This window comes from Paenibacillus agaridevorans (assembly GCF_018604145.1).
In the GTDB taxonomy this organism is placed as follows: Bacteria; Bacillota; Bacilli; order Paenibacillales; family Paenibacillaceae; genus Pristimantibacillus; species Pristimantibacillus agaridevorans.
In genome coordinates this window covers 2,401,027-2,412,270 of the sequence record NZ_CP075889.1, presented here as the reverse complement: position 1 = coordinate 2,412,270, position 11,244 = coordinate 2,401,027, and the positions used below count along the sequence as shown (strand labels likewise).

Below are 11,244 nucleotides of genomic sequence, written 5' to 3'. Positions count from 1 at the left end.
GCATTCATTTCCACATATCTCACATACATAAGCACAATATTCGCAAAATTAACTTCATCAGAGTACTGTTTCCAGAGACGAATTTAGCACACACTTCACAATTGGTTGCGCAATCGCCTAATAATTTAATTTGAGCTCTTCTTAAATGAGCATCCGGCCTATTCAACAGCATATCGCATGTTCCGGAACAAATACTTGCACAATCTTGAAGCATTCGAAGCGTTCCTGTCGGCATCATCATTTGGGTTGGCATTATCAGTTCTCCTTCAATATGTGGTTACCCTGATAAAGTATTCACTGTGCGTATGTCCTGACCTATTTGAACCAAAAAGGCAGAAGCCGGAGAACTGGATAATCTACGGTGCAGATGAGTTGCTCACGTGATACGGACCGGATGCAGATACATCAGCTAAACCGGGACATTCTACATGAGAACGAGACGATACTTCAGGTGCTGCGCGAACCAGGTAAGTGGCTCAGTTGGATTATACGGACCGTGGCATCCGAAAAATCCTAGCCAAACATTCAGGAAGAAGCACAGCTCACTCAAAACCTGTCGCCGCATATACTGAGGCATTTTCTCCTTACATGGTTAAAAAACAAGGTATTTATGATGCACACATTTAATCCATAAGCTTGTGGGTGGCTGTCAGCTACGCTGGTACTACCCCGAGTCAGAAAAAACGCTAATCCGGTCTTATCCGAAGGCTTAGCGTATATTTTCGTTAAAAAGTTGGCTGGACCCCGATAATAGATTCAACAGGCTGTTATATAATAAAACGCAGACGCGGCTGCACATCGTGGTTATTGTGATTTAACTAGTGGGTAGCATATTCAACTTCTTGAAGGGAAATAATGATCCTTGACCATGTACCATGGTACATGGTTTATACTTTATTTAGAGGTGATGAAAATGAATTATCGCTCCGGAGATATTTCTAAATTGTGTAACGTTAACAAAGAAACATTAAGATATTACGAACGAAAAGGTTTGATTCATGAACCAGTAAGATCGGATGCTGGCTACAGGCTTTATCCGGAAGATACGATAAACCGAATCATGTTCATTAAACGGATACAGGAGCTTGGTTTTACATTGTCTGAAATTGATAAATTGCTGGGTGTTGTTGATAAAGACGATGTGAGATGTGCGGATATGAATGATTTCGTTGTTCAAAAGCTGGAAGATGTTCAGTCGAAAATTAGAGACTTTCAACGAATCGAAACGATGCTAATAGATTTAAAAGACCGTTGTCCAGATGAAAAAGCGATACACGAATGCCCAATCATCGAAGCGCTCATTGACAATAATCAAAAGGAAAAGGAAGAAGTCCAATGAAAGAAAATGCGAAAAAAAAAGGTTGGGGCTTTTTAGCTCTGCTTTCCTGTCCTTGCCATCTCGTTTTGATTCTCCCTTTACTTGCGGGAACTACGCTTGGAGTATATTTTGCTGTCCATCAAACAGCTGTCAGTGTTAATTTGGGAATCGTATTTGTGATTTCTCTTGTCATGATGTTTAAACGAGCCAGCAAACAAGCAAAAACCGATAAAATCATACGATTGCTGCTCAAGATTTAATTTCAAAGGTCGATGGGGATAGCAAAGTAGACATTGAACCCATGGAAAACAAAGGGAAAGTTACGGTTTCCTTCGTTGATAGAAGAACTGATTTAAAGCAGATTCAAAAATCGGTTACAAAATATGGATTTGGCGTAATGGGAGGATAAAAAATGAAAAAGTACCGTATACATGTGCAAGGCATGACTTGTACTGGCTGTGAAGAGCACGTTGCAATGGCACTTGAAAGCATTGGAGCTGCGAATATTGAGGCGAGCTTTCGACGCAATGAAGCCACGTTTGATTTACCGGATGACGTTGCGATCGAAACAGCCCAAAAAGCCATCAACGAGGCAAAATATCAATCCGGAGATGCGGAAGTTATCGAATCCCATGATGCTCTCGGCGATGAGGGCGACTATGATTTTCTTATCATAGGTTCAGGTGGGGCAGCGTTTTCCGCCGCGATTCAAGCGGTCGAACATGGTGTAAAAGTGGCGATCATCGAGCGAGGAACGGTAGGCGGAACCTGCGTAAATGTGGGCTGCGTGCCATCGAAAACCCTGATGCGTGCCGGTGAAATCAATCACTTAGCCAAAAACAACCCTTTCTTGGGGCTAACTACATCTGCAGGAACTGTGGATTTGGCAGAGCTAGTGAAACAAAAAAATGAACTTGTAACCGAAATGCGTGAACAAAAGTATGAACATTTGATTGGTGAGTACGGATTTGAACTCATTCGCGGAGAGGCAAAATTCGTTAATGAAAAAACCATCGAGGTGAGTGGACGAAAGCTTACCGCGAAAAGATTTTTAATCGCGACAGGAGCTTCACCATCGATTCCGGATATTCCAGGTTTAAAAGACGCTAACTATTTAACAAGTACGTCACTGCTTGACCTTAAAGAATTGCCAAAAAGACTTGCTGTGATTGGCTCAGGTTATATTGCACTGGAATTAGGTCAGTTGTTTCATAATTTAGGGTCAGAAGTTACGCTGTTGCAAAGAAGTCCTCGGTTGTTAAAAGAGTATGACCCTGAAATTTCCGAATCTGTGACAAAAGCAGTCACCGAGCAAGGGATGAATCTGATTACCGGTGTCACGTATGAGCACGTTGAAGATAATGGGGATTTGAAACAAATTCATATTTCAGTAAACGGCGAAAAGAAAGTCATCGAAGCCGAGCAGCTACTTATAGCAACCGGCAGAAAACCAAATACCGAAGCACTGAATCTTCGTGCCGCGAATGTTATTATTGGTTCCAAAGGCGAAATCGTGGTCGATGATTTTTTAAAAACCTCAAATCCTTGGATTTACGCCGCAGGCGATGTGACGATGGGTCCGCAGTTTGTGTACGTAGCTGCCTATGAAGGACGCATCGCGTCGGATAATGCAGTAGGTGGGTTAGAGAAAAAGGTAAACCTTGAATCTGTTCCGGGGGTCATGTTCACTTCACCGGCGGTGGCGACAGTAGGACTTACGGAAGAGCAAGCCACGGCAAAAGGATATGAAGTGAAGACTTCTATTCTTCCTTTGGATTCGGTGCCTAGAGCACTTGTAAATCGCGAAACAACAGGCGTTTTTAAATTAGTTGCAGACTCCAAGTCGTTAAAGGTGCTCGGCGTTCATATTGTCGCCGAAAATGCAGGAGATGTGATTTACGCCGCCACACTTGCTGTAAAATTTGGTTTAACGGTTGAAGATTTACACGACACCCTAGCTCCCTATTTAACGATAGTTGAAGGATTAAAACTGGTGACTCTTACGTTTAATAAAGATGTATCCAAATTATCCTGTTGCGCTGGATAAGGTATATTATCTGTGGTAATTCACATGGTTGGGGAGAACGATTTCAATAAACTGCAGGCTGCCCGGGCAGCCTGTTTTTGCGCATATATGGCTATTGAATCTTATAAATATACCTTAGCGTACGTTTTCCACGTTTTGTTGGCGGTACCTCAGTATGAAGTTTGGTTGTCTTTCCGCCACGACTGACGCCGATGTGCTGAGACTCTTACAATATGGACTTAATTGTAAAGTACGATCAAACCGGTTGGTCGAAGAAATCCGTAAGCCTAACTTACGGATTTTTTATGTTTTAAAAATATGGTTTTAGAATGAAGTTCTTGTTGAGTACAAGCCTACAAAAAATCACTTTACAAAGCGACCAAGGTAGCTTATATTCAAGACAACAAAATGTTTACTTAGAGAAACATTTTTGTCTTTAGTTAAAAATAATTCTTTTGGACAATCTTTTTCCCCAGGGAAAGAACTGAATCTATTCTATTTCATTCGGAGGTGTATCTACAATGTCGCTTGAGCCAGATCGAAACTTATCGAGAAGAACGATCCTAAAGGTTGGTGCTGCCGGTTTCTTAGGAATGTTGGGAAGCAGCTTGTTTAATACAAGTTCTTTATTCAGTAAATCCGCGAGTGCAATGGAGAAAACGGAGACTCATCATATGTTGCAGAATCAAATGGCGCAAGGGATGGTTCATGGTTATGAGCCTGGAACAGAATCAACGCCTGGCTTGGAAGCAGCTGTAAAAGCTTTAACAGCTTTTGATTACGGAGTGATAAGCAAAACTCCAGATGGCAAAACAATGAGAGAATACGAAATTTTGGCATGGGATAGCAATGTGGAGATTGCGAAGGGAATAAAGTTTCCCGGCTGGACATTCAACGGCACGATACCTGGACCAACCTTGCGCTGCACAGAAGGAGATATCATTCGAATTAAGTTCGGTAATGGTTCTGCTCATCCCCACTCCATTCACATGCATGGAATTCATCCTACGAATATGGATGGTTTGGAACCAGTCCCTACAGGCAAGTCATTCATTTATGAATTTGAAGCGCAGCCGGCTGGGCTGCATCCATACCACTGTCATGTACCGCCGCTTGCAAGACATATTCACAAAGGGTTATATGGGCATATGATCATAGATCCGAAAAAAAACAGGAAACCGGCAAAAGAGTTAAGTATGGTGATGAACGGGTTCGACCTGGATTTGGATGGAGAAAATGAGGTGTACACCGTCAATGGATATGCCTTTGCCTATCAATCCAGGCCAATTAAGGTAAAAACAGGGGAGTTAGTACGCATCTACTTAAGTAATTTAACGGAATTCGATCTGATTAATTCATTTCATTTGCATGCCAATTTCTTTTATTATTATCCAACAGGAGCGGACCCGGATGCTCGTCCGCAATATACGGATACAATTATGCAATGTCAAGGAGAGCGAGGAATCATTGAAGTTGTTTTTCCTAGCCCAGGCAGGTACATGTTCCATGCGCATCAAAGTGAATTTACAGAGTTAGGCTGGATGGGGTTCTTTGAAGCCGAATAAGAGAGGGGGGATTTGGAGTGCAGGTTGAGCCCGTGCAAGCATTCAATAGGAAAACAAATTGGTTTTTAGGCATTTTGCCTCTAATTCTGTTGGCCGGAATTATTTTTGGAATTGTTAAATGGGGGACGGGTGTTGAAGAACAACAGGCCGCTCCTATAGAAGTTTTAAATATTGAACGTATCCTCCTTACAAATGAAGGGTTCGAAGTTAAAGTTCTGAATTCTGGTCCAGAGAAGTTAACGATTGCGCAAATCGTTGTTGATGGGGCTTTTTGGAATGCAACATTCTCTCCAAGCCCTGTAATCGAACGATTTGGCAGGGCTACCGTGTATATTCCATATCCCTGGGTAGAGGGGGATCTGCATGAAATAAAGCTTATTACGGAGAACAGCTTGATTTTTGTCGGGGAAGTTCCAGCTGCGATGAAAACTCCGGTTGCTGATGTCAATCGTTTCCTGCAATATTCGTTAATCGGTTTTTATGTTGGCGTGATACCGGTGGGTCTAGGGTTGTTATGGTATCCATACATGAGGCGGTTTTCATCCAAAGGGATTCAGGCAGTGTTGGCCTTTACTGTGGGGCTTCTCTTCTTCCTGGCAATCGATACGATCCAAGAGGGGCTTGAACTTGGCGCCTTGGCGCCAGGCACTTTCCAGGGGACGGGGCTCGTATGGTTCGGAGCGGTCCTGAGCTTCTTGTTTCTACTTGCAGTTGATCAAAGCAATACGAAGAAGTCGAAGATGATTAGGGATAATGAAAAGGCGGTATCGTACAAAATAGCTGGAGGGATCGGGCTTCATAATCTTGGAGAAGGGTTGGCGATAGGTGCTGCGTTTGCATCAGGCGAGGCTGCGCTTGGCACATTCCTCATCATTGGTTTCACGCTTCACAACATCACAGAAGGAATCGGCATTGCAGCTCCATTGTTAAAAACACAACCCACCTTTAGGACGTTTTTGACATTGGCGATTCTCGGCGGAGCGCCTGCTATATTAGGTACTTGGATTGGCGGATTTGTTTTCAATCAAACGTTGGCGGCATTGTTCTTCGGTATTGGAGCCGGTGCCATCGCTCAAGTCATTTATGTCATTCTTAAAATGATTATGAGGGATGCCAAAGCGATAGGAGCTCCTTCCGTATCATGGCTTAATTTTTCTAGTGTAACGTTGGGAATCGTACTTATGTACGTAACAGCATTATTGGTAAACTTTTAAATATTTCGAACGGAGGTTTATCCGATGCCGATGAATTTTGGCGTATCAGGAATTGTTTTAATTGTTATATTGGGATTGTTGCTGTTTGGACCATCCAAGTTGCCTCAACTGGGAAGAGCGATCGGTTCGACTTTTTTGGAGTTCAAGCGCGGATTTGGCGGAGGAGTTGATCCTGAGAAACAACCGAAACCTGAAGAGGAAAAGGAGCAGCTTCAGGCAGGAAAAGGATCGAATCACTTGTAGAGTAACTGCCATGGAACCATGGCATGTGGCCCGTAAGAGACACTTTCCTAGAAGTGTCTCTTACGGGCCATAGTTTCAGTTCGCGTACAAGCAGTTAAATGGTAAACTCAACGGGACTTTCTCTCGATTAATATGGTTAAACTGACAAGCGTAACGAAGATGGTTGCGCCCATATTGGACAGGATAGCAATCCATAACGTTAGCCATCCAGGAATCTTAAGGAACAGTGCAATGACTTTTATCCCCAATGAAACGATTATGTTGAAGCGAATAATCCGATTTACCCGTTTGGCCACCGACACGGCTTCAGGCAGTTTGCCCAAATGATCCTGCATCAGCACATATCTGCTGTATCAAAGGCACTGTCGGTACCTTTCCCCATTGCAATGCCGAGTTGTGCAGATGCAAGTACAGGAGCATCATTTATTCCATTGCCGATCATCGCCACGGTCCCTTTATCAGAAAGCTCTTTCACGCGATTCACTTTATCTTCGGGTAGCAAGCCTCCGTTTTTTGATGATCGCCTGTCAACATAACCGTCTTCTTTATTCCTAACATATGCAAGGAAGCGATAACCGAACGGCTTTCATCACGGATTTCATCGGCGATGCCAATCAAGCCAAGAATAAGTTCATTATCAGCTACAAGCACAAGCGTAAGACCGTCAGCTTTCATGGCATCAAAATGCGTTTGTATAACAGGCGGGATGGTAATATGTTCTATACTTTTTTCATTGCCGAGCCAGTACGGTCTTACATCAATTTTTACTTTGATTCCTCTGCCGGTAACTGTCTGGATCTCATCGGGATCAGGAATAAGGACGTTCTTGCTTTCTATCTCCTTCATAATTGCTCGAGCCAATGGGTGGGATGAAGATTTTTCGATAGCTCCGGCAATCGGGTAGAAACGCTCCTCATCATAAACTTCGAATTGAGCAACATGCGGCTCGCCTTTTGTCAACGTTCCCGTTTTATCAAAAGCTAATGTATCAATTTTTCCAAGCTGCTCTAAGAATACGCCGCCTTTGACAAGAATTCCATTTCGAGCGGTTCTTGTAATTCCCGATACAATTGCAATCTGCGAAGATAGAATCAATGCGCAAAGACAGCCGACAATCAGAACAGATAGGCCTTGAAACTGACAAGGGAAGTCGGGACTGATGGTTAATTTTCCAGAGGTGTAGCTTAACTTAGTGTCAGTGCGCTGTTCCAGTTGTTTTATTTCATCCATCGGTTTGATCGTTATCTCTGTATCGGTAACGCCGCCTGATCTAATATCCGACTACTGGTTTGGATTCCGCTAATTATCTTATATGAAGTTAGTATACTTTTTTCCGAAAAAGTATAGCGAAAATTAGAACTCGCTGATAATAAATTGTAGAAGCGGGACATGCGTGAGCTTAACGCATTCCTATGGAAGTTTATCTGAAGAGAATTTATTTGCTTAGAGATAGATAATACATTTTAACATGAATCGTACGGGGAAGATGCGGATTGGGGGGATGGTTATCGATTATTAATCTGCTTGTCGTTTTGTTTATGGTGCTGCTCAACGGCTTTTTTGTTGCTTTGTTCGTGTCCAAAATTCCGAAGAGTTTTCAGACAAAGGCGTCCAAATCCTTTCTTTCCAATATCGGGATCCTCGATCTTTTGTGCATAAAATGTACAATCCTTGAACTTTATTGAACTTAGATTGACGGAAAGTGTATTGAGAAATTAAACTATTATTCGTAGTATATATTGAACAGAGAGAATAAATGTGACAGAACTAATTATTTTACTAGGCTTGTGGCTGTCGTTGCTCGTAAGCATGTTCTACTCTACAGCTCTCAGAACAAACATCGAATCGCTGACGATCATATGATCAAGCGGTAGTAGTATGGGAAATCTTATGGTATAAGAAGGGGAATAAAAAATGAGGAGTGAAGTTTTGATACGTTATTATGTAATTTCGATCATAGTATTGGTTGTTGACCAAATTGTAAAACGACTTGTGGTTGTTAATATGAAGCTGGATCAGGAAATCCCGCTCATCCCCGAATTTATTCAATTGACATCCATCCGAAATCGCGGCGCTGCATTCGGAATACTACAGAATCAGCGGGTTTTGTTTATCCTGATTACTGTAGTGGTTCTGGCTCTCATATTGATTTATTTAAAGAAGGTTTACAGGGGGAATGTCGTGCTTTCCTCAGGTCTGGCTTTCATAATGGGAGGAGCGCTCGGAAATTTTGTTGACCGCGCCCGTAAAGGAGAGGTTGTAGATATGCTCGAGTTTACTTTTATTAATTTTCTAGTGTTTAATGTTGCGGATGTCTTTATATCATTAGGTGTGGGGCTGGTCATAATTGATACTTTGCTGAAAGCCAAGAGAGGAAATCGAAAGATCTCATCAGCACCCTAACAGGATGAAGGAGCAAATAAATGAGCACTGTTAATGTTGGTATTGCGTTTGCGGCAGGTTTTGCTTCTTTCATATCTCCATGCAGTTTACCGTTGTATCCTGCCTATTTATCTTATATTACAGGTATATCGGTCAATAAACTTAAAGTCGGAACAAACCGTGCGATTCGTACAAAAACGCTGAGCCATACCCTATTTTTTATTTTAGGTTTTTCTGCTGTTTTCTTTGCGCTTGGCTACGGTTCCAATGTATTTGTCAATGTATTCAGGGATAATCAGGACGCAATTCGTCAAGTATCGGCAATCGTGATTATTTTGATGGGTCTTGTTCTTGCAGGAGTATTTCGACCAAGCTTGTCGGCAACCGATCGGAAGCCGACTGCCGTCATGATGTCGTTAAACTATAGTTCTCCGAGGGAGCTTAATCTGCTGGTTATAAAATTATATCACTTAGTGTAAGAGAATCCCCTTTGGAAAGCTTTTTTGTACTGATTTGCCTCTTCTAGATAAAGTTCTGCGTATTCATTAGTAAACCAAACGTCGTACCAAATAGATAATGCTTCACTACCGTCTATAGGTACGAAATGAAACTTATAATCTGGAGGTCTAGACATGCTATGCTTAGCTTTTTCCCAGCCCTCTTTTTGAGCAACGATTTGACGGTTAGAATTGTACCTTTATTAGTAATCTCTTTGTAATTTCCATGATTATTTTCAGTTCCTAAACGTTTGAGAATTACCAACTTGTCATAATTTATCTGCTTTTTACTTTGGCACCCAACGACTAAAAGCATCATTGACATTAAAATTAGAAATGATCTCCCTATGAAATCCACCTCCTTAATTACAAATACAAACGAAACACCTTAACCAATAGTTGAAGATTTTACCAAACAAAACTACCCTTTAGCTTAATGAGGCGCCGGCGGTCTACTTTATTTTCTTAGTCTAAAACTTTATTTTCCTAGTTTATCTATTTTCTCAGTCTAAAACTTTGTTTTCTTCAAAAAAATGGTGCACGATGAGGATCGTTTTCCTCCTTCACCAAGGCTCTTTAGAAAATCAGTAATTATCTTCTCACTTAATAAATCAATTCCGACAAAATATCCATCTCGATTTGATGTAGAGCGGCATTCCCCAAATAGTCGACATTAAGTTTATTTTTATCAATGTTCTCAAATTTGTTACAATTTTCTCTGAATTCATCGTTTCGAAATTGCTATACTAAGCTCATGTCAATAAAACTATGTATCGTAGTTTTTTGACGTGCCTAAACGATACCAAAGGCATGTTGTTATATTCAATGGTACGATCTACTCTAATTGTCGGAGGTACATTATGAATCACATCAAAAGGTCAAGAATGTTCGTAATTTACACGCTTATCGCACTTTTGCTAATTGTCGGCATTTTCACCATTACCTGGTTGAACAATGCTGAAGATGCCTCCAGTAAGACCATCTCGGAATCTCCTTCAATAGCTGGACAACCTCAAGACGGAAATGAACAAACAAAGGTATCAATCGTCGAATTCGGCGATTACAAATGTCCTTCCTGCAAAATTTGGGGAGAGCAGGTGTGGCCGCAGTTAAAACAGGATTATATCGATACAGGCAAAGCCACATTTGCTTATATTAATACCATGTTTCACGGAGAAGAATCGAATCTTGCCGCTCAAGCAAGCGAAGTCGTATATATGAATTATCCCGAATTGTTCTGGGAGTTCCACAAAGCGATGTTCGATGAGCAGCCGTCGCAAGCCAATCATGATGATCTATGGGTAACAGAAACTAATGTGCTGGAAATTGCAGCTGCTGTCATCCCTGACCTAGATGTTGAAAAGTTTAAAACGGCTCTCTACTCGCAGAAGATTCTGGATGAGCTTGACCTAGACCAGCAACAAGTCGATCAATTCAACATCCAGCAAACGCCGACCATTGTCGTAAACAACATTGTCATGGATAATCCGTTCGATTACGCAGCCATCCAACGAGCGATTGAGCATGAACTAAATATCGAGAGATAGTGTTACGTAGACTGAAACCGAATTTTATAAAATGTTTGACACACATATTAGCGAATGCTAATATCATTATCATATTAGAAACTACTGATGTGATAATGAAGGAGGATGTACTCTTGGAACAACATACATGCGAGCTCAAGGCTAAATTTATTAGGGGCTTCAGCGATAAAACAAGATTGCTTATTCTCGAATCTATTCGTAATGAAGAAAAGACGGTAACGCAGCTCGTCGAAGAGCTAAACGGAAATCAATCCAACATATCTCAACATCTAGCATGCTTGAAAGGCTGCGGCATCATCGTTGGACGACAAGAAGGCAAATTTGTATACTACAGCTTGCGCAATGATCAAATTCTTCATCTGTTGGATGCTATGGATTCCGTATTTCTCATCGTCGAGAATGAAGTCCAAGCATGCGAAAAAACGGACGAGTTGGTGCGTTAGGAGGAGCGT

11 protein-coding genes and 1 pseudogene are annotated in these 11,244 nt (G+C 41.7%); 10 read left to right on the top strand and 2 right to left on the bottom strand.

The window, feature by feature from the left end:
• Positions 1 to 19 precede the first annotated feature (19 nt).
• A complete protein-coding gene (locus KJW29_RS37015; protein WP_485020618.1) occupies positions 20 to 214 on the bottom strand; it encodes a four-helix bundle copper-binding protein in 195 nt (64 codons plus the stop codon).
• Positions 215 to 913: 699 nt separating this feature from the next.
• On the opposite strand from KJW29_RS37015, the gene merR reads away from it, so the two are divergent.
• The 6 genes from merR (at position 914) to KJW29_RS09860 (ending at position 6,366) form a co-directional block, all read left to right on the top strand.
• Positions 914 to 1,339 (top strand): mercury resistance transcriptional regulator MerR, encoded by a 426-nt coding sequence (merR, locus tag KJW29_RS09885; protein ID WP_214629662.1) that lies wholly within the window; start codon positions 914 to 916, stop codon positions 1,337 to 1,339.
• Complete coding sequence (locus KJW29_RS09880) at positions 1,336 to 1,578, top strand: hypothetical protein (protein ID WP_214629661.1); 243 nt, start codon at positions 1,336 to 1,338, stop codon at positions 1,576 to 1,578. Before merR ends, KJW29_RS09880 begins: the two co-directional genes overlap by 4 nt.
• 152 nt (positions 1,579 to 1,730) lie before the next feature.
• Entirely contained in the window at positions 1,731 to 3,365 is a 1,635-nt protein-coding gene (merA, locus tag KJW29_RS09875; RefSeq protein WP_214629660.1) for a mercury(II) reductase, read from the top strand.
• Between the two features lie 680 nt (positions 3,366 to 4,045).
• Positions 4,046 to 4,909, top strand: coding sequence for a multicopper oxidase domain-containing protein (locus tag KJW29_RS09870; protein WP_425517555.1), 864 nt, complete (start codon positions 4,046 to 4,048; stop codon positions 4,907 to 4,909).
• Positions 4,910 to 4,926: 17 nt separating this feature from the next.
• Entirely contained in the window at positions 4,927 to 6,123 is a 1,197-nt protein-coding gene (locus KJW29_RS09865; protein ID WP_246608675.1) for a ZIP family metal transporter, read from the top strand.
• 24 nt (positions 6,124 to 6,147) lie between these two features.
• Positions 6,148 to 6,366, top strand: coding sequence for a twin-arginine translocase TatA/TatE family subunit (locus KJW29_RS09860; RefSeq protein ID WP_214629658.1), 219 nt, complete (start codon positions 6,148 to 6,150; stop codon positions 6,364 to 6,366).
• A 107-nt stretch (positions 6,367 to 6,473) separates the two neighbouring features.
• On the opposite strand, the pseudogene KJW29_RS09855 reads toward KJW29_RS09860, so the two are convergent.
• Positions 6,474 to 7,503: pseudogene (locus tag KJW29_RS09855) on the bottom strand (heavy metal translocating P-type ATPase); the annotation flags it as partial.
• 777 nt (positions 7,504 to 8,280) lie between these two features.
• On the opposite strand from KJW29_RS09855, the gene lspA reads away from it, so the two are divergent.
• The 4 genes from lspA (at position 8,281) to KJW29_RS09835 (ending at position 11,235) form a co-directional block, all read left to right on the top strand.
• Complete coding sequence (lspA, locus tag KJW29_RS09850) at positions 8,281 to 8,769, top strand: signal peptidase II (RefSeq protein WP_246608674.1); 489 nt, start codon at positions 8,281 to 8,283, stop codon at positions 8,767 to 8,769.
• Positions 8,770 to 8,789: 20 nt separating this feature from the next.
• Entirely contained in the window at positions 8,790 to 9,227 is a 438-nt protein-coding gene (locus KJW29_RS09845; protein WP_214629657.1) for a cytochrome c biogenesis CcdA family protein, read from the top strand.
• Positions 9,228 to 10,105: 878 nt separating this feature from the next.
• Positions 10,106 to 10,792, top strand: coding sequence for a DsbA family protein (locus KJW29_RS09840; protein ID WP_214629656.1), 687 nt, complete (start codon positions 10,106 to 10,108; stop codon positions 10,790 to 10,792).
• Positions 10,793 to 10,905: 113 nt separating this feature from the next.
• Complete coding sequence (locus KJW29_RS09835; RefSeq protein WP_246608673.1) at positions 10,906 to 11,235, top strand: ArsR/SmtB family transcription factor; 330 nt, start codon at positions 10,906 to 10,908, stop codon at positions 11,233 to 11,235.
• Positions 11,236 to 11,244 lie beyond the last annotated feature (9 nt).

Bases quoted from the DNA above. Each gene is read 5' to 3' on its own strand.
- KJW29_RS09860 (WP_214629658.1), top strand. From the start codon at position 6,148: ATGCCGATGAATTTTGGCGTATCAGGAATTGTTTTAATTGTTATATTG.
- merA (WP_214629660.1), top strand. From the start codon at position 1,731: ATGAAAAAGTACCGTATACATGTGCAAGGCATGACTTGTACTGGCTGT.
- lspA (WP_246608674.1), top strand. From the start codon at position 8,281: ATGAGGAGTGAAGTTTTGATACGTTATTATGTAATTTCGATCATAGTA.
- KJW29_RS09845 (WP_214629657.1), top strand. From the start codon at position 8,790: ATGAGCACTGTTAATGTTGGTATTGCGTTTGCGGCAGGTTTTGCTTCT.
- merR (WP_214629662.1), top strand. From the start codon at position 914: ATGAATTATCGCTCCGGAGATATTTCTAAATTGTGTAACGTTAACAAA.
- KJW29_RS09840 (WP_214629656.1), top strand. From the start codon at position 10,106: ATGAATCACATCAAAAGGTCAAGAATGTTCGTAATTTACACGCTTATC.
- KJW29_RS09880 (WP_214629661.1), top strand. From the start codon at position 1,336: ATGAAAGAAAATGCGAAAAAAAAAGGTTGGGGCTTTTTAGCTCTGCTT.
- KJW29_RS09870 (WP_425517555.1), top strand. From the start codon at position 4,046: ATGGTTCATGGTTATGAGCCTGGAACAGAATCAACGCCTGGCTTGGAA.
- KJW29_RS37015 (WP_485020618.1), bottom strand. From the start codon at position 214: ATGCTTCAAGATTGTGCAAGTATTTGTTCCGGAACATGCGATATGCTG.